This is a genomic window from Paenibacillus puerhi, assembly GCF_009846885.1.
GTDB lineage: Bacteria > Bacillota > Bacilli > Paenibacillales > NBRC-103111 > Paenibacillus_G > Paenibacillus_G puerhi.
Genome location: NZ_WUWM01000005.1, coordinates 158,785 through 184,030 on the forward strand (window position 1 = coordinate 158,785; position 25,246 = coordinate 184,030).

General features: G+C 52.2%; 26 protein-coding genes. 19 read left to right on the forward strand and 7 right to left on the reverse strand.

Features of this window, described 5'->3' with window-relative positions; all coding sequences use genetic code 11:
- The first annotated feature begins 14 nt into the window (after positions 1–14).
- From GSF01_RS06290 to ndk, 3 genes are all read left to right on the forward strand, one after another.
- Positions 15–290, forward strand: a complete 276-nt coding sequence (locus GSF01_RS06290; RefSeq protein ID WP_159882172.1) for a DUF1294 domain-containing protein — start codon at positions 15–17, stop codon at positions 288–290.
- Positions 291–617: 327 nt separating this feature from the next.
- Positions 618–956 (forward strand): L,D-transpeptidase, encoded by a 339-nt coding sequence (locus GSF01_RS06295; RefSeq protein WP_159882173.1) that lies wholly within the window; start codon positions 618–620, stop codon positions 954–956.
- Between the two features lie 207 nt (positions 957–1,163).
- Positions 1,164–1,619, forward strand: coding sequence for a nucleoside-diphosphate kinase (gene ndk / locus GSF01_RS06300; RefSeq protein ID WP_159882174.1), 456 nt, complete (start codon positions 1,164–1,166; stop codon positions 1,617–1,619).
- 137 nt (positions 1,620–1,756) lie between these two features.
- Here the strand turns inward: ndk and GSF01_RS06305 are convergent, their stop codons facing one another.
- On the reverse strand, positions 1,757–2,782 hold the full coding sequence (locus tag GSF01_RS06305) for a phosphotransferase (protein WP_159882175.1): 1,026 nt from the start codon (positions 2,780–2,782) through the stop codon (positions 1,757–1,759).
- A gap of 93 nt (positions 2,783–2,875) precedes the next feature.
- Complete coding sequence (locus tag GSF01_RS06310) at positions 2,876–3,949, reverse strand: GntR family transcriptional regulator (RefSeq protein ID WP_159882176.1); 1,074 nt, start codon at positions 3,947–3,949, stop codon at positions 2,876–2,878.
- A gap of 129 nt (positions 3,950–4,078) precedes the next feature.
- Between GSF01_RS06310 and GSF01_RS06315 the strand changes: the two genes are divergently transcribed.
- The 5 genes from GSF01_RS06315 to GSF01_RS06335 all read left to right on the forward strand — a co-directional run bounded on the left by GSF01_RS06315 (position 4,079) and on the right by GSF01_RS06335 (position 9,618).
- Complete coding sequence (locus tag GSF01_RS06315) at positions 4,079–5,380, forward strand: ABC transporter substrate-binding protein (RefSeq protein ID WP_159882177.1); 1,302 nt, start codon at positions 4,079–4,081, stop codon at positions 5,378–5,380.
- A gap of 62 nt (positions 5,381–5,442) precedes the next feature.
- Complete coding sequence (locus GSF01_RS06320) at positions 5,443–6,360, forward strand: carbohydrate ABC transporter permease (protein WP_159882288.1); 918 nt, start codon at positions 5,443–5,445, stop codon at positions 6,358–6,360.
- A 4-nt stretch (positions 6,361–6,364) separates the two neighbouring features.
- Positions 6,365–7,210 carry a carbohydrate ABC transporter permease gene (locus GSF01_RS06325; RefSeq protein WP_159882178.1) on the forward strand — a complete coding sequence of 282 codons (846 nt, stop codon included), beginning with the start codon at positions 6,365–6,367 and terminating at the stop codon, positions 7,208–7,210.
- 110 nt (positions 7,211–7,320) lie between these two features.
- The gene (locus GSF01_RS06330; protein ID WP_159882179.1) at positions 7,321–8,313 is read left to right on the forward strand and encodes a glycoside hydrolase family 43 protein; all 993 of its coding nucleotides are present in this window, start codon (positions 7,321–7,323) and stop codon (positions 8,311–8,313) included.
- Positions 8,314–8,499: 186 nt separating this feature from the next.
- Positions 8,500–9,618, forward strand: a complete 1,119-nt coding sequence (locus GSF01_RS06335; RefSeq protein ID WP_159882180.1) for an aminopeptidase — start codon at positions 8,500–8,502, stop codon at positions 9,616–9,618.
- Positions 9,619–9,771: 153 nt separating this feature from the next.
- Here GSF01_RS06335 and GSF01_RS06340 read toward each other — a convergent pair whose 3' ends face one another.
- On the reverse strand, positions 9,772–10,710 hold the full coding sequence (locus GSF01_RS06340; RefSeq protein WP_159882289.1) for an MraY family glycosyltransferase: 939 nt from the start codon (positions 10,708–10,710) through the stop codon (positions 9,772–9,774).
- A gap of 204 nt (positions 10,711–10,914) precedes the next feature.
- On the opposite strand from GSF01_RS06340, the gene GSF01_RS06345 reads away from it, so the two are divergent.
- The 7 genes from GSF01_RS06345 (at position 10,915) to GSF01_RS06375 (ending at position 19,180) form a co-directional block, all read left to right on the forward strand.
- On the forward strand, positions 10,915–11,478 hold the full coding sequence (locus tag GSF01_RS06345) for a helix-turn-helix domain-containing protein (RefSeq protein ID WP_159882181.1): 564 nt from the start codon (positions 10,915–10,917) through the stop codon (positions 11,476–11,478).
- Positions 11,471–12,175: a hypothetical protein gene (locus tag GSF01_RS06350; protein ID WP_159882182.1), complete on the forward strand. Its 705-nt coding sequence runs from the start codon at positions 11,471–11,473 to the stop codon at positions 12,173–12,175. The genes GSF01_RS06345 and GSF01_RS06350 overlap by 8 nt, the downstream gene beginning before the upstream one ends.
- Before the next feature lie 593 nt (positions 12,176–12,768).
- A complete protein-coding gene (locus GSF01_RS06355; RefSeq protein WP_235941318.1) occupies positions 12,769–13,689 on the forward strand; it encodes an ABC transporter permease subunit in 921 nt (306 codons plus the stop codon).
- Positions 13,686–14,654 (forward strand): carbohydrate ABC transporter permease, encoded by a 969-nt coding sequence (locus tag GSF01_RS06360; protein ID WP_159882183.1) that lies wholly within the window; start codon positions 13,686–13,688, stop codon positions 14,652–14,654. The genes GSF01_RS06355 and GSF01_RS06360 overlap by 4 nt, the downstream gene beginning before the upstream one ends.
- Before the next feature lie 40 nt (positions 14,655–14,694).
- Entirely contained in the window at positions 14,695–16,452 is a 1,758-nt protein-coding gene (locus GSF01_RS06365) for a type 2 periplasmic-binding domain-containing protein (RefSeq protein ID WP_159882184.1), read from the forward strand.
- Positions 16,453–16,542: 90 nt separating this feature from the next.
- A complete protein-coding gene (locus GSF01_RS06370) occupies positions 16,543–18,078 on the forward strand; it encodes a carboxylesterase/lipase family protein (protein ID WP_159882185.1) in 1,536 nt (511 codons plus the stop codon).
- Positions 18,079–18,106: 28 nt separating this feature from the next.
- Complete coding sequence (locus tag GSF01_RS06375) at positions 18,107–19,180, forward strand: alpha/beta hydrolase (protein WP_159882186.1); 1,074 nt, start codon at positions 18,107–18,109, stop codon at positions 19,178–19,180.
- Positions 19,181–19,321: 141 nt separating this feature from the next.
- On the opposite strand, the gene GSF01_RS06380 is transcribed toward GSF01_RS06375, so the two are convergent.
- On the reverse strand, positions 19,322–20,086 hold the full coding sequence (locus GSF01_RS06380; protein ID WP_159882187.1) for a helix-turn-helix domain-containing protein: 765 nt from the start codon (positions 20,084–20,086) through the stop codon (positions 19,322–19,324).
- A 101-nt stretch (positions 20,087–20,187) separates the two neighbouring features.
- The gene (locus tag GSF01_RS29265) at positions 20,188–20,364 is read right to left on the reverse strand and encodes a hypothetical protein (RefSeq protein WP_201305325.1); all 177 of its coding nucleotides are present in this window, start codon (positions 20,362–20,364) and stop codon (positions 20,188–20,190) included.
- A gap of 312 nt (positions 20,365–20,676) precedes the next feature.
- Between GSF01_RS29265 and GSF01_RS06385 the strand changes: the two genes are divergently transcribed.
- The 3 genes from GSF01_RS06385 to GSF01_RS06395 all read left to right on the forward strand — a co-directional run bounded on the left by GSF01_RS06385 (position 20,677) and on the right by GSF01_RS06395 (position 23,525).
- Positions 20,677–21,717 (forward strand): ABC transporter substrate-binding protein, encoded by a 1,041-nt coding sequence (locus GSF01_RS06385; protein ID WP_235941319.1) that lies wholly within the window; start codon positions 20,677–20,679, stop codon positions 21,715–21,717.
- A gap of 102 nt (positions 21,718–21,819) precedes the next feature.
- Positions 21,820–22,731: an ABC transporter permease gene (locus GSF01_RS06390; RefSeq protein WP_159882189.1), complete on the forward strand. Its 912-nt coding sequence runs from the start codon at positions 21,820–21,822 to the stop codon at positions 22,729–22,731.
- Complete coding sequence (locus GSF01_RS06395; protein ID WP_159882190.1) at positions 22,731–23,525, forward strand: ABC transporter ATP-binding protein; 795 nt, start codon at positions 22,731–22,733, stop codon at positions 23,523–23,525. The genes GSF01_RS06390 and GSF01_RS06395 overlap by 1 nt, the downstream gene beginning before the upstream one ends.
- A gap of 195 nt (positions 23,526–23,720) precedes the next feature.
- Here GSF01_RS06395 and GSF01_RS06400 read toward each other — a convergent pair whose 3' ends face one another.
- Positions 23,721–24,188 (reverse strand): type II toxin-antitoxin system VapC family toxin, encoded by a 468-nt coding sequence (locus GSF01_RS06400; protein WP_159882191.1) that lies wholly within the window; start codon positions 24,186–24,188, stop codon positions 23,721–23,723.
- Positions 24,175–24,567 carry a hypothetical protein gene (locus GSF01_RS06405; protein WP_159882192.1) on the reverse strand — a complete coding sequence of 131 codons (393 nt, stop codon included), beginning with the start codon at positions 24,565–24,567 and terminating at the stop codon, positions 24,175–24,177. The genes GSF01_RS06400 and GSF01_RS06405 overlap by 14 nt, the downstream gene beginning before the upstream one ends.
- A 348-nt stretch (positions 24,568–24,915) precedes the next feature.
- Between GSF01_RS06405 and yidD the strand changes: the two genes are divergently transcribed.
- Positions 24,916–25,125: a membrane protein insertion efficiency factor YidD gene (yidD, locus tag GSF01_RS06410; RefSeq protein ID WP_159882193.1), complete on the forward strand. Its 210-nt coding sequence runs from the start codon at positions 24,916–24,918 to the stop codon at positions 25,123–25,125.
- Positions 25,126–25,246 lie beyond the last annotated feature (121 nt).

Genomic DNA, 25,246 nt, shown 5'->3' on the forward strand with positions numbered 1-25,246 from the left:
AAGGGAGGAGGCCCGTGGGCTTTCTGTGGATATATCTCGTGCTGATCAATATCGTCGGGCTGATCTTGATGGGGGCCGACAAGCGCAAGGCGAGAAGCAAGGCTTGGCGAATTCCCGAGAAACGCTTGTTTCTCGTCGCTGTGGCGGGAGGTGCGGCGGGCGTGTGGATCGGCATGCGGACCTGGCGGCACAAAACGAAGCACAGCTCGTTTACGATCGGCATCCCGGCGATTTTTGTCGTGCAGCTTTTGATCGCTCTGGCTGTCTGGGGGGACCGGCTTCCCCGTTGAACCCTTGGGTACGATGGGCAGCGTGCCTTGAGTCTAGCTGCCAGTTGGATAGGGTACCAGCGATCTACCTTTCCTTACATACTTACGGTCCCACGGAACTGCTATCCGGTCGAAATCCGACGCTAGCCGCCCATAGGCATCCGTCAGCTCTTCACCAGACATCAGGCGGCTATGACCGGTTATTGCCGTCTGCCGAATGCTTGTTCCATAGGTGGTCTGCTCCCGTCGTTGGTAAAATAGTCAATTTCCCACGATCACCCGATGCGCGGAGCGGGCTGCCTGCATAATCTGGAGCAACCAGATGTAGGGAACAAGGGAGGAAGGACCATGCCGGCATACCGGATCATCGTCGATTTGTCTGAAAGAACCCTTTATTTGCTGGATGGCAATCAGGTTGTCAATGGGTATCCGATCGGGATCGGGAAGATGTTAACCCAGACTCCGCAGGGGGAGTACACGATCATCAACAAAGTCCCCAATCCTGGAGGGCCTTTTGGCGCTTTTTGGCTGGGACTGTCCCGGCCTCACTATGGCATTCATGGCACGAACAACCCGTCCTCCATCGGAACGATGGCTTCGCATGGCTGTATTCGTATGCATAATCGCGACGTGCTGTCGTTGTCCCGGCTCGTTTCGATCGGCACACGGGTTACGATCAGGCAATAGGGGCGAAAGAGCGGAAGACCCAACCGGGAGCGGCGAACAGAGGGTGTGAGAACGGTCACATTGCTTTCGCCGCTTTTACATTATAATAGGGATATGTTAAGGTTGAGTTAAGCTCTACGACGATGAATCGTTGTCCAGTGGATAGGGAATACTGGAGGACACGCAACCGAAGCTTGGAAATTATTGCCGAATGGAGTGGATGCGAGTATGGAACATTCGTTTTTGATGGTGAAGCCTGACGGGGTAAGACGCCAATTGATCGGCAACATTGTTCAACGCTTTGAGAACAGAGGGTTTGTGCTGGTCGGCGCCAAGATGATGACGATCTCGAAGGAACAAGCCGAGAAGCATTATGGCCAGCATAAAGAAAAGCCATTCTTCGGCGAATTGGTCGATTTCATTACATCCGGACCGGTATTCGCCATGATCTGGCAGGGAGACAACCTCATCGAGGTTTCCCGCATCATGATGGGCAAGACGAATCCGCTGGAAGCGGCTCCGGGGACGATTCGCGGGGACTTCGCTACATATGTCGGGGAGAATGTCATCCATGGCTCCGACTCGGCAGAAAGCGCCAAGAGGGAGCTTACTAACTTCTTCACACCGGAGGAGCTGGTCGCTGCCGGCGTGCTGTCATCGACCAAGGAACGGTTGGTCGGCTGAGATCAGACACCTTATTTATACCCACATGCTAGTTAAACCGGCCGGCGCCTTCATGGCGCCGGCTTTTTCAGGTCTTTCGCACAGTGGCCTCCACCAGGTGCTGCAGCCCCCTGGCTCATTCCATCCATTCCATCCACTCAATCCGACAAGCCGGCGCACAGAGCGGCCAAGCGATGGCCATGCTGCCGAAACCAGTCAAGGCTGGCTTTGGCGGCGAGAATCTGTCCGATCACGATGTCGGCGCTGTCGATGCCGTCCCAATAGCGATACAAAAAATGCAGGAACACGTCGCAGCGCCGCAGCTGAATCAGCAGAGGAAGGACATCCGTCTCCTCGCGGGACAACCGGAATTCGGCTGCATAGCCTTCGATGAAAGCAGCTGCGGCCGGCCAGATCGCTTCCTCATCCAGATCGCCGAAGATCAGATCCGACAAGGCGACTGCCGGCTCCATCACACGTAAATCCCGGGTGACAAATTCAAAATCCAACACAGCGGTGATCCGGCCATCTTCCGCACTTAGCATATTCGTCCGGTTCAGATCGCCGTGAATCAGCTGATGCGGCATTGCTTGGAGCTGAGGGAGGCGGGTTCGATAGGCTGCCAGCCAGTCCCCGATCTTCCCCAAAGCCTCGGCAAGGTCTAAGAACGGTTCAGGCGGCTCCTTGCAAAACTTCAGCGCGTCAGACAGCGCATAATACACATCGGATGCTTGATCAAGCTCGTAATACGGCGGGTATGCCGGCTTTGTTCCCGTGACAATCTGCTCCAAGGCGCGGGTGAGCAGCGCGGTTGTCTGACCAAAGGAATATTGCGCGACCCCTGTGCTTAAGGAAGGCCGCTCGCCCTCAATATACCGGAAGAGGACGGCGACTTTCCCGTCTTCGGTGCGTATATAGGATTCTCCGCTGCGGGAATCGACGGGAGTCGGGACACGGAAGGTCAGCGGCAGCGTATTCAACTGCTTCAGCACAGCAAGCTCGAAGCCCACCTTGGACTCGTCCCGATGAGTTTCATAGACGCGCAGAACGTAACGGCCGTCCCTGCTATCGACTAGACGCGTCGTATTATTCATTCCGCTCGCTCCCGAGCGCAGGATCCCCTCCCCGTCCGGCATCCAGTAAGGAAGAAGACGTGCAAGCTGTTCGTCGTTATTCGTTTTCATACAATCTCCTGTCTAGCATGTTATAAGGGCAGGCTCTATCGTAACATATTTCCCGGGTTACAAGCACGGGGCCGGATGCGAGTCCGCGTTCCTTTATCCCTCGGGATGGACAAGCCTTACCGGAATCACGACATGCTGCGGATTGTAGTCGCTGTTCATCTGCTGGCATAGCAGCTCTACGGCCGCTTGAGCCATCCGCTGCTCATCCTGCATCACGAAGGGTACCGGCACAAGCTCCGGATTATCGAACGAGATCAACTGTACGCTGCCCGGCTCGCTGGATAGCTGCTTTAGGGCGCGCGAGGTCAGGTTGGCCATTTCGGCGGTCAAGGTGAAGATGGCGGTCACGCTCGAATGCTCGATCAGGAAATTCGAGATGTACGGAAGCGCGTTCTCGCTGCGCAAAATATCTAGCGGGACATGGCACCACAACCCTTTGTCGATAGAAATACCGCGGTCGATATAAGCCTTCTCGAAGCCGGCTGTCCGGTCTTCGATCGCCGTGTTGGTGTTTTCGGGCGAGATCAGGGCAATCCGGCGATGCCCCTGGTCCAGCAAGTAAGTTACCGTCTCGTAGGCGCCTCCCCTATTATCTGAGGTAATGGTGTACGTATCGATGTTCCGTAAATACCGGTCGATGAATACGAATGGATATTTGTCCAAAGACAGACGCAGGAGCGATTCATTATATTTTTCGTCCTCCGTAGGGAAGACGATCAGGCCCTTGACCCCGAGCCCTGTCAGTTCCTTGATCGCCTGCGATTCCTCCGCCGAGGATTCGCGGGTAATCCTCAGGATCAACTGGTAACCCGCACGCTGCAGGAAGTATTCGACGTGATCGACAAGCTGCTGAATAACGCGGGTTTTCATGGTCGGGATAATAAACCCGACGATATGGCCGCCGGTCGTCCCGGCGGATGCGGCAGACGCGGGCGTTTCGGCAGAAGGGAGCTGCGAAGCGACGAAGGTGCCCTTACCCTGGATACGTATGACAAGGCCGTCATCCGCGAGGGCCGTCAGTGCATTCTTAACGGTAATCTTGCTTACCTTGTATTCGTCCATAATTTCCTGCTCGGAGGGAATCCGGTCCCGGGGACGAAGAATACCCGAAGCGATCTGTGCTCGAATATTTTGTTGGATTTGTTTATACAGCGCTGTTTTGCTCAATATACCTCACCCTTGGATGGATAAATTTATATTTTATAACCAATTTGGTATATAAATTATATTATACATATATTATAATCCAAAATATAAAGCGTTTACAATCATAATCTTAAAGGGAGGCTTTCATGTATGAAGCTTATTCAAGCGACTTGCTCCGTTATTTTGGCTTCTGGATTGCTTTTATCAGCCTGCGGTGGACCTGATGCGGGAGGCGGCGGCTCCGCTTCTGGGGATGGCGCCGGCGGGACGAGGCTTACGTTCTGGACCTTTAATGAATTGCACCAAACCTTCATGGAGCATATGGCCAAATCCTGGAACGCGTCGCATCCTGATCGACCTATCGAGCTGGAGGCTACCACCTTCCCTTATGACGATGCCCACAATAAACTGCTTGTCGCCTTACAGTCGGGTACGGGGGCTCCCGATCTGGCCGATATTGAAATCAGCAAGATCGGCAATTTCCTGAAGGGAACTCCGCAGCTTGTAGCGCTGAACGATATCGTCGACCCCGAGAAGGGGAATCTGGTCATGTCCCGGATCGATAATTATGCGAAGGACGGCAAGTATTACGGCATCGACTATCATGTCGGGGCGCAGGTCATTTACTACAATAAAGAAATCTTGGATAAGGCCGGGGTGAATGCCGACGATATCAAAACCTGGGACGACTTCGCGAAAGCGGGCAAGCAAGTGCTGGAAAAGACGGGTAAGCCGATGACGTCGCTGGAGACGACGGATCAATGGAGCTATTGGCCGATGGTCGTGCAGCACGGCTCCGACTTCCTCGATAAGGAAGGCAACGTAACCTTGAACAGCTCTGCCAATTTGGAAGCGCTTGCTTATATGCAGCGTCTCGTCCAAGAAAAGGTGGCCGTGCTCGCTCCCGGTGGGTTCCACCATGCGGAGGAATACTACGGCTTCATGAATAAAGGAGGCGCGGCTTCCGTGTGGATGCCGATGTGGTATATGGGGCGCTTCACCGATTATATGCCCGACCTGAAAGGGAAGATCATCATCAAGCCGATGCCCGTATTCAAGCAGGGCGAGAAGCGTTCCTCCGGGATGGGTGGCACGGGTACGGTCCTCACTAACCAATCGAAGCAGCAGGAAATCGCGAAGCAATTTCTGGCTTACTCTAAAATTTCCAAGGAAGGAAACATTGAGATCTGGAAGCAGCTTGGCTTTGATCCGATCCGCTCCGATGTATGGAGTGACCCGGCGCTGAAGGAGGATAACAAGTTTACGGCTTATTTCGGCAAACAAATCTTCGACGTGCTGATCGGCATGAAGGATGAGATCGCGCCGACGAATATTAAGGAACGGACGCCTGCTGTCTCCGACATCGTCAAGACGAAAGTCGTATTCCAGGTACTGAATGACAAGAAGGACCCGAAGCAGGTGTTGGAGGATGCAGCCAAAAGCATTAAGTAAGCAGCGCAGCAAGCTAACGCTTATGAAGGGAGTGAGCCCGAGTGAAAGCTGGCTCTGCTGTACTGGAGGCTAAAGCGAATAAAAAATCCGGCCTAAGAGGCAAATGGTTATATTCAGCTCGGATAGCCCCTTATGTGTTTGTTCTGCCATTTGTCCTTTCGTTTCTCGTGTTTTTCGCCTACCCGGTTTGGACGACCGCCGTCATGAGCTTTCAGGAGGTGCTGCCGGGGCAAACCCGGTTTATAGGCTTTGAAAACTACGCGAACCTGTGGAGCGATTCCTTCTCCTCCGCGCTGCTCAACAGCAGCAGGTACACGTTCTGGACGCTGCTTATCCTGGTGCCCGTCCCGTTGGTGCTGGCCGTCTTCTTGAACTCCAAGCTGATGAGATGGAGCACGTTCTTCCGCTCGACGCTGTTTATCCCTACCTTGACCTCGGTTGTAGTCGCAGGCACCATCTTCCGGCTTGTGTTCGGTTCTTTGGATGACTCGGTGATGAACGGCTTCCGCCACTTGTTCGGGCTGCCGACGGTCAACTGGCTGGCCGATTCCTCCCTTGGGATGCTCGTGCTGGTCGTGCTGGCTGTCTGGCGTTATCTGGGAGTCAATCTCATCTATTATTTGTCAGCCCTCCAGAGCATTCCGCATGAGCTATACGAGGCGGCCGATATCGACGGCGCGAGCACCTGGGACAAATTCAGCCGCATCACGCTTCCGCTTCTCAAGCCGGTGGCCATCTATGTCATTACCATTAGCATTTACGGCGGTTATTCCATGTTTACGGAAAGCTTCATTCTATGGAACGGCAACCGCTCGCCCAATGATATCGGCTTGACGATGATCGGCCTGCTGTACCGGGAAGGCATCGAAAAGAACAATCTGGGCTTCGGTTCGGCCATCGGCCTGACGCTTCTTGCCCTTACGCTGTTCATTAACATCATCCAGCTGCGGTTCTTCGGGTTGTTCCGAAAGGAGGAGTAATGCCATGACAGGTAAGCATGCTTCATGGCCGCGGACGGGACTGCTCGTTCTCTTGTTCGTCCTGCTGGCCGTTTTTGCCCTGTTTCCGTTATACAGTCTGGCGCTCGCATCATTCAAGCCGTCCAAGGAGCTGCTGCGGCTTGGGCTGAATCTGAAGCTCCAGCCGGAGCTGCTGACCGTCAAGAACTATATGTTCTTATTTTCGGCCTCTGCCAAAAAATACATGCAGTGGTACCAAAACAGTATCCTCATTTCACTGGTGTACACGGCCTTATGTCTGCTGCTGTCCTCGATGGTGGGCTATGGGCTGTCGATGTACCGGTTCATCGGGAGGAACGTTGTTTTCGTACTTGTTCTGCTCGTGATGATGGTCCCGGTCGAGATCATTATGCTGCCGCTCTACAAGCAAATGATTGCATTCCGGCTGATCGATACGTTCAGCGGCGTGATTCTGCCGTTCGTGGTGGCCCCGCTGCCGATCTTCTTCTTTATGCAGTATGCAAGCGGGCTGCCGAAGGACTTCATGGACGCGGGACGAATCGACGGCTGCTCCGAGTACGGGATCTTCTTCCGCATCATGATGCCGCTGATGGCGCCGGCATTTGCCGCGATGGCGATCTTGCAGGCGATGGCCAGCTGGAACAGCTTCGTATGGCCGTTGATCGTAATCAAATCAAGCGGGAAAATGACGCTGCCGATCGGTCTCGCCAGCCTCATCACGCCTTACGGCAACAATTACGATATTCTTATCGCGGGGTCCGTGCTGGCTATCCTGCCGATCCTCATCGTATTCGTCTTTTTCCAGCGGTATTTTGTGTCGGGCCTGACGGTCGGGGGCGTCAAAGGTTGAATTCCTTCGCTCGGAAGACGGTGGTACCGGTTGTATTAAGCGGTCTGGTGATCGGAGCGTTTCTGTTCACCAGGCCCAACCTAACAGAGAATAAAGGAGCAGGAGCTATCATGAGAGACAATTCTATCGCAGACCTTCAACCGGTTATCGAGCAGAGGGCCGATCCATGGGTGTATAAGCATACGGACGGCTACTATTACTTTACCGCTTCGGTGCCGGAGTATGACCGTATCGAGGTACGTCGGGCGAGGAGCCTGGAGGGCTTGGCGAAGGCCGAGCCGAAGACAGTTTGGCGAAAGCACGAAAGCGGGCCGCTTAGCGCCAATATTTGGGCCCCCGAGATCCATTATATCGAGGGGAAATGGTACATTTATTTTGCCGCCGCGCGTACGACGGAGACGAATGAAGGCTTGTTCGATCATCGGATGTACGTTCTGGAGAATGCCGGAAGCCATCCTCTTGAGGGGGCTTGGGAAGAAAAAGGGCAGATTCGCACGAAGTGGGAAAGCTTCTCGCTGGACGCGACGACCTTTGAGCATCGCGGGGTGCGTTACCTCGTATGGGCTCAGAAAGCGCCGGACATCCCGGGCAATTCCAATCTTTATATTTCCGAAATGAGCAATCCGTGGACGCTGCGAGGAGAGCAGGTCATGCTCACCAAGCCGGAATATGCCTGGGAGATTATCGGCTTCAAGGTGAATGAAGGGGCGGCTGTGCTCAAGCGAGGCGGACGTATATTTATCTCCTTCTCGGCCAGCGCGACCGACGCCAACTATTGTATGGGGCTGCTGGAGGCTGACGAGAAAGCCAATCTGCTGGACCCGGCGTCGTGGAGAAAGTCGGAGCAGCCCGTGCTTCGTACGAATGAAGAAGCCGGAATATTCGGACCTGGGCATAACAGCTTCACCAAATCGGAGGACGGGCAGGATGATGTGATCGTGCTTCACGCGCGCAAGTATCGCGACATCGTCGGGGACCCGCTGTATGACCCGAATCGGCACACCTTCATACGCAAGCTGCTGTGGACGCAGGACGGCACTCCGGATCTGCATGCCTCCGTCTATGGAAGGCCGGCCGAAGCGGAGGCCGGCGGCAGCAGATAGATGGGCCGGTCAGTCAGGACCGACATCGTGATCGACGCATGCCCCGAGCGTTGGATTGCCCGATGGGGAGAGGAGCAGAGGCCTGCTTGCGCTTTTTCCAAGCGATGCGCGCATTTGAACTTTTCTTCAAAAAACGATACATTGAAGAATAGGGTGTTCAAACAGACGCAAAAGGGAGCGAATACGATGCGTGATCCTAGACTGAAGCAATTTGCCAAAAATTTGGTCAGCTACTCCGTGGATGTTCAGCCGGGTGAGAACGTGCTGATCGAGATGATCGGGCTGCCCGATCAAGAATTGACCAAGTGCCTGATCGAGGAGGTTTATGCAGCCGGAGGGTTTCCTTTCCTAGAATTCCGCCATCCCGAAGTCACACGGAGCCTGATGCTTGGCGGAACCGAGGAGCTGTATACGCAGCTGGCGGAGCTGGAGCTGAACCGGATGAAGAAGATGCATGCGTATCTGGCTGTACGAAGCGGCGACAACATTACGGAAACGTCCGATGTTCCTGCCGAGAAAATGAGCTTGTATACGAGGCTGTTCCAGCGTCCGGTAACGGATTGGCGCGTCAATCATACCAAATGGTGCATCATGCGTTATCCGAATCCGTCGATGGCGCAGCTTGCCAGTACGAGTACGGAGGCGTTCGAGGACTTTTACTTCCAGGTCTGCAACCTGGATTACAGCAAGATGTCCGCGGCTATGGATGCTCTAGTCGCACGGATGGAGCGTACCCGCCAGGTTCGTCTGCTCGGCCCGGGCGCAACGGATCTGACCTTCTCGATCGAAGGGATACCGGCGATCAAGTGTGCAGGCAAAAATAATATTCCGGACGGGGAAGTATTCACCGTACCGGTAAAAAATTCGGTGAATGGCGTGATTGCCTACAATACGCCGACGATCTATCAAGGCACTTCATTCGAGAACATCACGCTTCGGTTCGAGAACGGCAAGATTGTGGAAGCGACAGGCAGCGATACCGGAAAGCTGAACGATATTCTGGATACTGACGAGGGCGCGCGTTATATCGGCGAGTTCGCGATAGGCGTCAATCCGTACATCCAGAAGCCGATGAAGGATATCTTGTTCGACGAGAAAATTGACGGCAGCATTCACTTCACCCCGGGCAATGCGTATGAGGATGCGGATAACGGCAACCGGTCATCCGTTCATTGGGACATGGTGCTTATTCAACGGCCGGAGTATGGAGGCGGGGAGATTTACTTCGACGGAGAATTGGTACGCAAGGACGGACGGTTCGTGACAGCCGATCTGGAGCCTTTGAATCCCGAGAATCTCAAGTAACGGGCGATGGAGCAGGAGGGTCCATATGAATCCGAGTGTTAAATAATCAGATGGATCTTCCGCGGCCGCAGCAAGGAAGCGGACTAACGTAAAGAGGCCCTGTCCGGGCGAGAGTGGATGCTCTCTCAACCGGGCAGGGCCTCTGCGGTTTGTCTAGACATTCAGGAGAAGCAGGATAATGGACGTCAGGCTGAAGCAGGCATTAATCAAGCAGAGAAACAGCACGACCTGCTTCGGATTCAGTCCGCTGCGCAGCAGACGGTAATGCGCCTGGGTGGCGTCGGCCTGGTAGATGGGTTTGCCGTTGCGGATCCGCTTGATCACGACGAAGATGTTGTCGAAGATCGGCACGCCGAGCGCTAGGATCGGAATAGCGAGCGACAGCACGGTTGCTCCCTTGAAGGCGCCGTCCAAGGCGACGACCGCGAGCAGAAAGCCGAACAGCGTAGCCCCCGCATCGCCCATGAATACCTTGGCCGGTGGCTTGTTATAGCGCAGATAAGCGACGGCGGCGCCGACAAGAATAATCGCCATCATGGCCGAGTCGGACTGGCCTTTGGCCAGGGCCACGACGAATAGGGTTACGGCGGAGATAGCTGAAAGTCCTCCTGCCAGCCCGTCCATGCCGTCCATAAAGTTGATGACGGTTGTGACGCCGAAGATCCAGGTGATCGTGAGGAAAAATTGAAGCCAGACCGGCAGCAGCACATCCTGTCCCGTGAACGGATTGTTGAAGCCGTAGAACACGACGCCGGATTGATAGACGATGATCGCCGCGGCTAATTGGATGATCAGCTTCGGCCATGCCGCCAGTTCCTTGCCGTGCGTTTTGTACCAGTCATCGACGAGTCCGACGCCCAGAATGAGCAGGGAAGCGAGCAGCAGCGAGAAGGAGCCGTTTTCCTGCAAAGGAATGAACAGCGCATAGGCAATGACGAATCCGGCGAAAATCGCGAGCCCTGCGGTAAGCGGGATCGGGTCGCGGTGAATTTTCCGTTCGATATCCGGCTTGGGCTTGTCCACAAAATCGATGCGGAATGCAAGCTTCCGAAGTGGTGGGATCAACAGCAGGACGACGAGAAATGAGACCATAAAGGCGGCGAAATAAAGAATAAGGTTTCCCCTCCACTGTGTCGAAATCAGTGACAATCTGTAGCAATTATAGCATGATTGCGCAAAAAGGTTCCATAATATGACGGCTTTATCAGGGTTGCGTCAGGATAACCGCAGCAGCTGGAAAAAAAAGATTGACTTCTGTTATCATTATCGATAATAATAATGGTTAGAGGTGAGGTCATGAAGCCAGCATCCAAATCGGATCTTATTTTGCACCCGGTCCGCTTGAAAATTATTCAGGCCCTTGTTCCCGACAAAAGACTGACCCGGCAGAAGCTTAGCGAGCTTTTTCCCGAAATTCCGCAAGCCACGATGTACCGGCATCTGAACACGCTGGAGAAGGGCGGGCTGATCGATGTCGTGGAGCAGTACAAGCAGCGGGGAGCAACCGAGAAGGTGTACGCTCTCCGCAAGGAGGCGGAGAGCGTACCTCATGAAGACCTGCAGGCGATGGATGCGGAGCAGCATATGGAACTGTTCCTGAAGCTGATCTCCGGCCTGATCGCCGACTTCGGAAGCTATGTCGCTCAAGACCGCTATGATCTCGTGAAGGACGGAGTTTCGCTCAGACAGCTTACCTTGTACTTGAACGAGGACGAGCTTCACGAGCTGCTCGGAGAAGTGCGAGAAGCCTATGCCAAGCGCATGAGCTTGCAGGCCGCTCCCGATCGCAGAAGAAGAACATTTACCAATCTAATTATTCCCGGACCGCCTGAGTCCCCGAAGGAGAGCAAGCATGAATAAAGAAATGAACGTCCACGCCTTTACGCAAGCTGAAGTGTTCGACCGCAACGCCCGTCTCGCCAGGAAGCTGCTGCCGGTTTATTTACTGGTGCCTATCCTGTACGCAATCGTCTTTACTTGGGCGGGGGCGGCTATGCAGTGGTCCGCCTTTGCACTTGGAGCCGGCGGGTGGGTGGTTGCCTACCTGCTTCGGGGGCCTATTGCGCTGCTGGCCATGAAGAAGCCTGGACCGGGGAAGCTCGTCATGATCTCCGCTTCAGGTCCGCTGGAGGAAGGGGTGCGCTACGCGCTGCTCGTTTTGACCAGCATGCAGTTCGGGTGGGCGGCATCGCTCGGGCAAGGCTGGGCGGCTATCGAGGTGTTGTTTGCTATGCTGCAGACGGTAGCGATTTCTTCGCTCTCGGGCCGTACCGACGAGAAATCGATGCAGGCCAAGGCGATGCTGGAGGCACAGGGGACCGCTACGGCTCATCCGATATGGGGAGTGGTCGAGCGCATCAGCGCCAGCGGCTTTCATATCGGAGCGACGCTGTGCGTAGCGGCCGTTCCTTGGATGGTTTGGCTGCTCATCCCGCTGCATACCGGATTTAATCTGGCTGTCGTACAGCTGGCCAAGCGATCGATCGTGAGAGCTGAGGCGATGGCGGCCATCATCGGTCTGGCTGTTCTTGTTATCGGCTGTTTGGTGTGGCTGTAGGCGGGCCGTGCGGGGCTCGGAATAGTTCTTTTCGTTTTTGGAGCCAACAGATACAACGGAGCTGTAGGTCATTCGGGCTTGTTAATTCTTATAACCATAGCTGGCGCGAGAGGGAGTGTAAGGACGGATGTCAATCCCTCCGAGAGCTGGAAAAGCAAACGTACTGGCTGCCGCCTTATACAACCGGAGGCGACCGATTCTCGGTATTCAACCGGGGAGAGGTCGCCTTTTTTCTTGGGATCATTTTTGCGGACGCGAGAAGAACGGTTCCACGCAGTTTTTTTATCGTTCGGTCAGTAGCAGCGCTATCCTACATGCGAATCTTAGTATCCATCAATTACATAGTTGCATACATCATTGTTTTGATCAGGATAGTCATATAAAATTATTTTTGCAAGTCGGTGAATGTAAAAAAAAGTAATCCATATGAAATGAAGGGAATACTAGAAGGGGGTCGGAAAATCTAATAAATCGTGGAAGCGTTTACTCTGAATTCGACTTCGGATTTGTTCGAACCCTTTCGTGGGCAGAACGCCGTTAACGTGGCGTCTCCCCAGTGCGATGAGAATACCAAATAAGAGGAAGGTGAAAAGGTGCGATTAAAAGAAAACAGTTTGAGTAGCATGTCTGTAAGGAAATTTCTTTATATTCTCCCATTCATGATTTTACTTTCAACTTTTGCTTATTACCCGCTATATGGATGGGTGTATGCGTTCTTTGATTACACGCCGCCGACTCCTCTGTCCCAATCGCAGTTTGTTGGCTTGAAGTGGTTTCGTTCCTTGGTTGAAAATCAAGTCAAGATAGACCAGCTGCTCCAGGTAATCAAGAATACGTTTGCGATGAGTGGCTTGATTCTGCTATTCTCCTGGCTTCCCATGATTTTTGCGATATTCCTGAACGAGATCAAAGTCATTCGTTTCCGGAAGGTTGTACAGACGGTAACGACCCTTCCGAACTTTATCAGCTGGGTATTGGTCTATTCACTGGCATTCGCCATGTTCTCGAGTGAAGGTATAGCCAACGGTTTTTTGAAACAACTGGGATTTATTGAGTCGCCGATCTTATTCCTTCAGGACTCCGAGCATGTTTGGCTTACGATGTTGCTGTGGACTATCTGGAAAACGCTGGGCTGGTCAGCCATCTTGTACATAGCAGCGATAACGGGAATCGATGACTCCCTCTATGAAGCGGCCCATGTTGACGGTGCGACGAGAATGCAGGTTATACGGCATGTCACCTTGCCAAGCTTGCTGCCGACCTATTTTGTATTATTGATGCTGCAGATTGCCAGCTTCCTGAATAATGGCTTGGAGCAATACTTTGTATTTCAAAATTCTTTTAACAAGGAGACTATCCAGGTTTTAGATCTATATGTGTACAACCTGGCGATGGGAGGCGGCAGCTATTCCGTTTCCGTCGCGATCAGTATGCTGAAAAGCCTGATTAGTGTGGTGCTTCTCTTTTCTGTAAACGGACTATCCAAATTGTTAAGAGGAGAGAGCATTGTATGAGTGAAAAAGCAGTAGATATCACGCCGAACGAACAAGTTCATTTCAAAAGCTCCTCTGCCAAACTCAAAGCGCGGGTCAGCGCAGCCGACACGATGATAACGGTCTTGATCTATGCGCTGTTCGCTCTGTTCGCCCTAATCTGTGTATTTCCATTTTACTCGATCATCATTAATACGATAAGCGCAAACGATATCAGCGCCAGAGGAGATGTTGTATTTTACCCTCGTCAGATTCATTTCCAGAACTACTTGGATGTGTTTAAAATACCGGGGCTGGGGAATGCCGCTCTCGTATCCTTGGGAAGAACGTTGCTGGGAACAGCCTTGACGGTAGGGGCGTCTGCCTTTTTGGGATTTATGTTCACCCAGGAGGATATGTGGAGGAGAAGATTTTGGTACCGCTTTACGATCATAACGATGTACTTTAATGCCGGGATTATTCCTTGGTATCTGACCATGAGATCCTTGCATTTGACTAACAATTTTCTAGCCTATATTTTGCCGACAATCGTAGCACCGTTTTTCATTATTCTTGTCAAGACTTTTATAGAGTCAACGCCGAAGGAATTGCAGCAGGCGGCAAGTATCGACGGGGCCGGGTTAATGACGATTTTTTTCAAGATCATGCTGCCGATAAGTAAGCCCATATTAGCTACGGTTGCCATATTCGCAGCGGTGGATCAGTGGAATTCCTTTCAGGATACGTTGTTGTTGGTTACGGACAGCAAGCTATATAGTTTGCAGTTCATTCTATATAACTATATTAATCAGGCAAGCTCATTATCTACCATGGTAAACCTGCAAAATGCCGGTTCGTCAGCTATGGCTAGTCTGGCAACCAAGCAAACCACTACTTCCATTCGTATGACGGTTACTATTATTGTTGTTGCGCCCATCTTGCTGGTTTATCCGATCTTTCAAAGGTTTTTTGTAAAGGGGATTATGATAGGTGCGGTAAAAGGTTAACATGCACCATTGTAATAAAGGAATATGAGGGGGGCTGCAAATGAGTAAGAGTACTAAATCAGTAAAAAGATTGGCTTTGGTGTTGTTTGCTTGCGTCTTCATGGCTTCTGCAGTATTGACCGGTTGTGAAAGCGCACCCAGGAATACGGATGCATCAACTGGAGCCTCTAGTGATTCGACAGATCACCGTCAGCCGCTGACCATTACCGTTTTCGACAATGCAGCCAATTATCAAGGCGAGCAGACTGGATGGTATGGAAAGCTTCTTAAAGACAAGTTCAATATTACCTTGAACATTCTTGCTCCGCAGGTTGCCGGCGATCAGTTATACAAGACAAGATCGGCGGCAGGGGATCTGGGCGATCTTCTAGTAATCGATAATAGTCAGTTGGAAGAGTTAATTCCGGCCAATTTAATTATGGATATCACGGACAGGATCAAGAATACGAAATATCTGTCCAAATACGTAGATAATCATTTTAAACCATTCAATGCAGCCTTTGACAAAGTAAATCCGGCAGGAAAAATTTATGCTATGCCCACTTATGTAGCGGATACTTCGCCAACGACGTACTCTGAAGAACTGCCTTACTCAAGCCCAATTATGCCTTGGGATTATTACAAGGGAGTAGGCGCCCCCAAGCTGAATAATTTGACAGATCTTCTGAATGCACTAAAGAAAATGCAGGAAAAATACCCTAAGACTTCAGATGGTAAACCGATCGTTCCGATCACCTTGTGGAAGGATTGGGATGGCGGCAGTATGGAAAATGTACGCTGGTTGAGCAGCTGGTACGGTTATGAGCAGCCAGACGGGACCACTACGATACAATTGAATGCAAAAGGCGACATCGTTCCACTTATCGATGACAACAGCATGTACAAAAAAATGCTGCATTTCTTATTCACGGCAAACCAAATGGGATTGGTTGATCCGGACTCCGCATCCCAGGATTGGAACAAAGTGGCTGAGAAGCTGACCAACAAGCAGGTGCTTCTCTTGTGGTACACCTGGCAAAGAGGATTCTACAATACGATTGAAAGAGGAAAGAACGGCGATGGTAATGTGGCAATTCCGATCGCGGACACCCGAATCATTCAGAACAGCGATGCTTATTATGGCAATGGAAGAGTATTTGCACTTGGCGCTAAAGCCAAGGATCCCGCAAGAATCATGGAATTCCTGGATTGGTTCGTTTCTCCCGAGGGTATGCGCTACACGACGAATGGTTTTGAAGGCTTCAATTACGAGAAGACGGCAGATGGCAAGTTTAAGCTGACCGAGATAGGACAAACCGCCTTTCAGAAGAATACGCCAGTTCCGAATCAGTACGGAGGCGGCGGATATCAGGACGGACAAAGTAAGATCAACAGTATGATTATGAGTGATTTTGTCATAGATCCGGATACAGGGGAATTCTATAACAATAATTACTGGAACGCCACCCTAGAAGCTAACAAGACTGCTCTGACGCTTGATTGGCAGAACACCTATAACGCAAAGAACGCAACAGACTACTACCTGAAAAATAAGATGATCGATATCGTACCCAATATCAACACAAGCTTCGGAATCGATCCGTCAGATATTAAAAACAAACGCAGCCAAATTTCGGACTATATAAAGAACACCTCCTGGAAAATAGTATTCGCAAAAAATCAAGCAGATTTTGACCAGTTGTGGGCAAAGATGAAGACCGATGTGGTAGGTCTTGGCTGGAATGATGTCGTTGCCTCGGATACGGTAAAAGCCAAAAAGATAGTTAGATTGCGTGCCGAAGCCTTAGCCAAAAAGTAATATACGACTGCTATAAATACGAGGGATATGTATGCTCAATCATATATATATCCCTCGCATTGTTGGCAGGCCTGAAGGGAGACATTAACCATGCTAAGAGTAGTGAAGGTTGAAAATGGGACAGTTCAGGGGCTGCCGGCGGCTGATCCTCGGATTACGAGTTTCAAAGGGATACCCTTCGCCGCTCCGCCCGTCGGGGAAAACCGCTGGCGTGCTCCGCAGCCCGCAAAAGATTGGGAAGGCGTGCTCAAAGCCTATGAATTCGCGCCGATCTCGATGCAGGTGAGACAAGAGCTCGACGAAAACAACATCTATACCCGTGAATGGGCTGTGGAACCGGACATCGCCATGGACGAGGACTGCCTCTATCTGAACGTATGGACTCCGGCCCATCATACCGATGAAAAACTGCCGGTATATGTTTGGTATTTTGGCGGAGGACTGCAGGTTGGTCATACAGCCGAAATGGAATTTGACGGCGAACGTATTGCACGACGAGGCATCGTGGTGGTCACGATCAACTATCGTCTGAATGTCTTCGGATTTTTATGCCATCCTGACATTACGGCGGAAGCGCCGGAGGCGCCCGCCAACTTCGGCAACCTCGACCAACAGGCGGCTACAAGATGGGTCAAGCGCAATATTGCGGCTTTCGGCGGCGACCCGGACAACATCACAATCGGCGGACAGTCCGCCGGCGGTGGAAGTGTCATGAGCCAGCTCACATCGCCTCAGAACGAAGGGCTCTTTCAGAAGGCGATCGTTCAAAGCGGAATATTTGCGAAGCTTTACCCGGGAACTCCCGTGCCCGCACATAAGAGTCATTTGGCAGAAGCCGAACAGGAGGGCGTCAAGTTTTTTGAGTACCTCGGCGTGTCCTCGTTAGCGGAAGCCCGGCAACTGGATGCGGTCTACCTCCGCGACAAGGCGGTGGAGTACCGGGGCTTCTGGGGCACCGTTCCAGATCAGGTGTTCAGCGTAGGTCATCCGTTTGAATTGTTCCTTCAAAACAAGCGCTGGATGGTGCCGGTGATGTTCGGGCATACATCCTCCGAGTTTTTCAGCGTTCCGAATGTCGACACACTCGACGACTTCAAGAAAATGGCCGTGGACCTGTTTGGCGACGATGCCGATGCATTCCTGGCGCTTTGCGATGCTCAGTCGGTCAACCTAGAGGAGAGCAAGAAGAAAGCTTCGGTGGGCAGCATCGAATATGCGATTCATATTGCCGCTCAGGCCAATACCGTTTCCCCGTTATACTATTATAAGTTCGACGCGGAAATACCGGGCTGGGATAACCCCGGCACCTTCCATTCGGTAGATCTTTGGTTTTTCTTTGAGACGCTTGCCAAATGCTGGAGACCTTTTGTCGGTAAGCATTATGATTTGGCTCGCCAAATGTGCGATTACTGGACGAACTTCATCCGTTCCGGAAACCCGAACGGGCGAGGTTCTGCAGGAGAGGAACTGCCGAGATGGGAACCCTATATATCCGAAGCGCCGTATGGGATGCTGTTCGCAGACCGGGCCGAGTTTTCCAGGGAACAACCGAGTGAGATCGTGAAGTTTCTTGTGCAGCAATATGTTAAGAAAAACGGCTTGGTCCTGCAACAGAACCATGCATGAGGATGGGGACGGAGAAGGAGAACGAACGATGACAAACGACGATGTGACTGCACTGCCTCTCGCATATATACAGGCTGCCCAAGAGGGGCGCCGAGGTGAGATTCGTAATGTTTCCTACAAGGTAAGGAATTATATCAACGCATCTCGGCAGCTTGTGACGGACCGGCACATCGATTCCTCAGAAGCGGGAAGAGAAACGGCCAAGGGAGAAGCCATCGTAAAGACATGCAGCATATACTTGCCTGCCGGCTATGATGAGCATGATCCTGAGACCAGATACAATGTCATGTACCTGCTTCACGGAGTAGGCGGCGACCATGAGGAATGGTTGAGCGGCAATGGCACAGTCGACGGGAATTTTATCCTATGCAATATCATGGACAATCTCATAGCAAACGGTCATATCGATCCGCTTATTATTGTATTCCCCAACGGCAGAAGCGCGCATGACGGGACGGACCGTTCCTTCCAAACGACAGGTACCCACATACTTGGCTTCTATTATTTCGATTATGAGCTGAGATATGATCTGATCCCCTTTATCGAATCCGAGTATCATACCTATGCGAATAGTAAAGACACCTCACCCGAAGGGATCGAAAAAAATCGCATGCACAGGGCAATAGCCGGCCTTTCAATGGGAGGGATGCAGGCATTGAACTTGGTACTTGGTGGTTATCGATGTGATTCAACAGCGTTTACCCGAACAGCAAGCAGCTGGGCAAACGGGCTTGACACGACGGTGCTCGCTCCGGGAATGGGAGATCTTTTTGCTTACGTCGGGGCGTTTTCGAATGCGCCGACGTCGAGTCGTGGTTCAGTGCTCGGCAGCGGTATAGCATCACAATGCCACAGGCTTCATCTGCTTTATATGACTTGCGGTGAAGCAGATGAAGTATCCATAACCCATTACGCAAATTCAATAGATGAACTCGCAGAGTTGGCAGGGAAGTATATTTCCGATTTTTACCAGGTTCTTATTACAGGTGGGATTCATGATTTTCATGTATGGTACAACGGGGCCTATCAGTTTACCCGGTTGTGCTTCAGGAATCATGAACTGTGCTTGCAGCCGAACGTTATCAGGGTGACACTCGCCTAGCGACCATGCAAAAGGTTTTGATTGAATAATAAGCAGCTTCAGAGCCGTTCCAGATGGAATGGCTCTTTGTTTTCAAATCCAACAAAAAATTAGAGAGGGTAAGAATAACCGGCTCGGCTTGGCCATAATTGAAATGGAACCTCAACTTTTCAACCTTTTTTGGTATGTTCTGGGCGAATATCCTGTTATCTGTTTAAATTGCCTGCAGAAATGTTCCACATTTTGATATCCACATCGAGCAGAGATTTCCGCAACACTTTGAGAACTGTGAATTAAGTATTCTTTGGCCAATCGAATTCGGCTGTTAATGACGTCATCCATGCAGGAAATTCCAAAGGTTTTTTTGTAGATGTTCTGAAGGTAGCCTGGACTGATACGAAGATAATCTGCCATTTTCGAAACGGTCCAATGATCACTAGGATTGATTTGAATGGCGGTGCGAAGTCTCAGTAAATTGTAGTATTGAGGGGGAATGTCATTGTGGAAGTAGGATTCCAGTAGCTTGTTGAACAGCATTCTCAACAAATAGTCGATAGAGGATTCTCGGTAACTTCGAGAAAAGTTATGTTCGATGACTAGCAGTTCAAATAACTTATGGCAGTAGTCCGGATCTTCCAGGGAGAACGGAACGCCACGCGGAAGCGGCGAGTCTGTAATATAAGGTTCATTGGATTCAAAGCGAATCCAGTCATTGATATAATGATCGGCACAGGCTTGGTAATAGACTTTCTGTAGGGGAGCGTAGAGGATGGCGCTGTGCGCAGGGTATTCTTTGAGGCCGCCATCGACCCAGAATTGCGCAGGGGTTTTGGTAATGACAAGGAGCCAGTGATAACCCACGGGAACATCGATAACAAAATTACTTGTATGTGTAGTATTGCATTCGACGAAGTGAATATGGGCCATTCGTTCCCCTCCTTGAACTTGTATTTATATTATACCATTTCTAGAAAAATATGAATGAGGATTCAGTTGGTTGGATCGCAATCAGCAGATGAATTTAACCGCTATTTATTCCATTTCCTCATTAGAAACGAACCGATCTCCGATACCAGGATGATTAGCGATAACGAAGCTAGGGCATACGGCAGGATCAGGGGAATGGCGCGGATGTCCCAAATCTCGATCAGGCGAAGGAACAAGGGATACAGCAGCATCAACAGGATGAATACGGCGATTTTCATAGGAACCTCCCAAGGAAGTGATGGCAGACCTGACATAGGCCGGGTCTGCCCGCCGTATATTGTACCATGTCTTGTCCGCAAACGCAGTCAGGGTAGTAAGCCTTACGTTGAAAATCTTACATGTTTTTGGATAATAATGTTAGAAATAGTTGGGTTTATGTTGGAACTGTTTATTTATTCCACCTGGAAAAAGGCCTTTTTTATTTGAACAAGAGTCTATTCTTTATTGACGAATAAGGATCGTCCATACTATGATAACCTTATTGCTTTACAGCAATTTAACGTGATCGTATGTATAGGGGGATCAAGATTGTGAAGAAATCAGTTAAGCTATTGTCCTTGCTAGTCGCGGTACCGCTCGTGCTTGCCGCTTGTGGGACCAAGGCGCCTGAATCCACAGGCTCTGCCGGAGGGGGCGCCTCTCAGCCGGAGAAAAAGGTCGTCAAGATCGGCATCTCGCAGATCGTCGAGCATCCTTCCTTGAATGCTACCCGTGAAGGGTTTCTGGCGGCGCTGAAGGACGGAGGTTTCGTCGACAAAGATACGATGCAAGTCGACTATCAGAACGCTCAAGGCGACACGACGACCAACATGACGATCGCTCAGAAGTTTGCGGCCGACAAGAAGGACCTCGTGTTTGCTATCGCGACTTCTTCGGCACAGGCTGTTGTACAGAATGTGAAGGATTCGCCGGTCCTGTTCGGCGCCATCACTGATCCGGTCAGCGCGAAGCTGGTCCCTCAACTGGACAAGCCAGGCGGCAACGTCACCGGCGCTGCAGACACACATCCGGACGCGACTCCGATGCTGATGGATTTCATCGCAGCGGAATTTCCGAAGGTGAAAACCGTCGGGATCGTCGTGAATGAAGGCGAGCCGAATGCGACTTTCATGGTGAAGTCCGCTGAAGCGGCACTCGCGAAGCATAATATCAAGGTCGTCAAAGCGGCGATTGCGAACGCCTCTGAGGTGAAGCAGGCTGCCGAGTCGCTCGTTGGCCGGGCGGATGCGTTTTTCATCACGCTCGATAACACGGTTGTAAGCGCAGTGGAATCCATCATCAAGGTGGCGAACGACAAGAAGATACCGTTCTTCTCCAGCGATCGCGATACGGTCGAGAAGGGCGCTTTTGCCACATACGGCTTCAAATATTACGATCATGGCTACCAGGCCGGCAAAATGGCTGTCGAGATTCTGAAGGGAGCAAAGCCTGGCGATATGAACGTGACGTATCCGGATAAGCTCGATCTGATCATCAATGCGAACGCTGCCAAGGCGCAGGGCGTGGAAATTACGGATTCGATGAAGAGCAAGATGCAGGATAAAAACAACCTGCTGAACGGCGCGAAGTAATCTGTCATTACTTCGTAAACAGGAGATATAGTCAGAGCGGGGGCAGCCTTTCTTGTGTGCAAGAGATGTTGCTCCCGCTTCTTTCACGATAGGAGGATGTATATGGGTTCGGCTTTATTAGGTTCCGTAGAACAGGGCATGCTGTACGCGATTATGGCGCTTGGCGTCTATTTGACGTTCCGTATCCTGGATTTTCCGGACTTGACGGTGGACGGCAGCTTCACGACCGGGGCGGCCATCTCGGCCGTGATGATAACGGCGGGCCAATCGCCATTGCTCGCGAGCATCGCGGCATTCGCCGGGGGCCTGGCGGCAGGCGCCTGTACGGGCTTGCTGCATACGAAAGGCAAGATCAATGCGCTGTTGTCTGGAATTTTGATGATGATCGCGCTTTACACGATTAACTTGCGGATCATGGGGAAGTCCAACATTCCTCTGCTGAATACCGAGACGCTGCTTACCGATGTCAATGTGCTTCTGGTCATGCCGATTATGGTGATTCTGATCAAGCTTGGTCTGGATTGGTTCCTGCATACGGATACGGGCCTGGCGCTCCGAGCGACAGGCGATAATCCGCGGATGATTCGCAGCTTCGGCGTCAACACCGATAACACGATTATCATCGGCGTGAGCCTGTCCAACGGAATGGTAGCTTTGTCGGGCGCTCTGATCGCCCAATATTCCGCATTCGCAGACATTACGCTGGGGATCGGAATGATCGTCATCGGTCTTGCTTCCGTCATTATCGGCGAAGCGCTGTTCGGCGCCCGCACGGTGTTCAGGGCTACGCTGGCCGTCATGCTCGGAGCGATCGTCTACCGCTTGATCGTAGCGCTTGCGCTTCGGGTCGGGCTGGAGCCGACCGATATGAAGCTGATGACGGCGTTGATCGTTATCGTGGCGCTTACGCTGCCGATGGTGCGTAAGTCGCTTCGTCAGAAAGCCGTGATGCGGCGAAGAGCGGACGAACTTCAGTCAAGAGTCTCACAGCCTTCCCGGGAGGTGCAACGCTGATGCTGCGTATCGAACAGGTGTCCAAGCTGTTTAACCCGGGCTCGCCGGATGAGAAGATGGCGTTGTCCGGCATCAACCTGCATCTAAAGGAAGCGGATTTCGTAACGGTGATCGGCAGTAACGGGGCCGGGAAATCAACGCTGATGAATATCGTCTCGGGGGTCATGCCTCCGGATCTGGGCAGGGTCTGGATTGACGGCAAGCAGGTGGATGATTTGCCCGAATACCGCCGCAGCGCCTGGATCGGGCGCGTGTTCCAGGACCCGATGGCGGGGACGGCGCCGACGATGACGATCCAGGAGAATCTGGCGATGGCATACAAGCGCGGACAGCGAAGGGGGCTGTCGATCGGCGTTACGGCCTCCAAGCGGAAATGGTACCGCGAGCAGCTCAGCCGGCTTGGCATCGGGCTGGAGGACCGGCTGAACGCCAAGGTCGGTCTGCTGTCCGGCGGCGAGCGCCAGGCGCTGAGCCTGCTGATGGCCACGTTCACCGAGCCGCGCATCCTGCTGCTCGACGAGCATACGGCCGCGCTTGATCCGTCCCGCGCGGAGCTGATCACGAAGCTGACCGAGCAAATTGTCTCCGAGCTGAAGCTGACCACGCTGATGGTCACCCACAACATGGAGCAAGCGATTCGCCTCGGCAATCGCCTGATCATGATGGACAAGGGCGGCATCATCCTGGAGGTTTCGGAGCAGGAGAAGCGGGGGCTGACGGTAGAAGGCTTGCTCCAGCAGTTCGAACATATTCGCGGGACCAAGTTCGCCGACGACCGGGTCGTCTTGGGCTAGAACCTCTCATAAGCAAGCGCGCAGGACCTGTCGGGGCTAATCCAGCTCCGGCAGGTCCTGTTTGGCATTGATCACGACCGAACGTCCGAATAGGGCGCGGTCATCTCTCTCGTGACAAGGAGCTGTACCTCTGGCTATGGTGAACGCCAATAGCGTAAACAGACCCGTCCGAGGGACGGGTCTTACCGGGGAAAGCTATACGATGCTCGGAATTACCTTGATTTCACGGTCCATCCGCGAGAGGAAGGCGTAGTTCGGATTGAAGGTGAAGATCCGTTTCATCCGGTAATGGAGCAGCACGACCGCTGTCAGAGCTTCATTCAGAGAGAAGCGGTAGTCGGGATATTCCAGCAGCAGCCGCTTGGATTCATGCTCGAGCTCCGAGCCGCCGGGAATAATCGTCAGATTGCCTTGCTGCATCGACTTGTCGATGGTGTTCAGGAAGATTTGGGCATCGGCATAATCAAAATGATTGCGCAGCCACTGATGCGTCTCGAAGATGACGTAATTCGTAGTGGCCAGCGGGCGATCCAGATCGTTCAGATCGTAAAACAACGATCGCGCCTTCAGGTAGTAGGGATCCTCCGGGTTCATGAAGGCCATCCAGGCGGATTGCTCCAGGAATACGGCTTGGCCCAGATAGGCTTGGTCATGAGAATTCATCTTCGCGCACCTCCGTCTTGCGTTCCTCGCGCAGGCTCCAGCTGTCGGAGCGATCGCGGCCTTCATGCGGCTCGCGTTTGTCCCGGCGTCCGGTCAGGCCGTCCAGGGCAAGCAGCGGATTTTTCTCGATCTGCTCGACGCTGGCTTGGTAGATGCGTTCCCCGGCTCTGACGGCGAACTGCTGCTCGAGAATGTAATGAACGACGGAAGCGACCGTCGTATTTTGCGCCGAGGCCAGCTGGCGGCATTTCTCGTAATATTCCGGTTCCAGCTCGACCATCGTGTCCTGGGCATCGCCTTCCTCGCTCGAGATCAGCGAGGAGGCCGCGCTCTTCCATTTTTTAAATTGGCTTTGAACAAAATCCTTGGAATTATTCATCGGTTGTTTCACCTTCCACAGCATGGATTTGAGGCTATCGTGCGATCCAGGTACTCCCTATAGGCTTCGGGAGGCGTCGTCGATTTCAGTCGGGACATGCCGGCGCATACCCTGTTACCCCATTCATTAAACACTGAAACGGGCTGACATTTCAAGTCTTCCGGCATACAGAGCAAGCCTGTGCTCCCAGAATAGAGGGAGGAGGGAACTCGGCTTACGCTTGGCATGTCTGTTTCTTGGAGAGACTAGAGGTGAAGTTGACAGCTGCGAGAGGATCGTTCACTATTAAACTAATGACTCAATAGGGTCAGGCCATTCATTCGATCGATAAAGGAGAACGGGTTTGCGATGAAACGTGTGCTGCGGGGCGGGGTTGTCTTTTATCGAACGTTCATATCCCCCTTGAAGCCGCCGACTTGCCGGTTCTATCCGACATGCTCCGATTATGCGCTGCAGGCTCTGGATAAATATGGGGCGGCCAAGGGCTCGTGGCTGGCAGTGAAGCGGATCTGCAAGTGCCATCCGTTTCATCCCGGGGGAATCGACCATGTTCCTTGACATCGCGTACGGTTTTCGATATATTTGGCTTAATATCCCATGAACGGATAAGTACTTCGAGGGACGTCGCCCAGAGAGCCGGGGTAGCTGCGAACCGGCAGGCGGAAGTCGGAGGAAGATG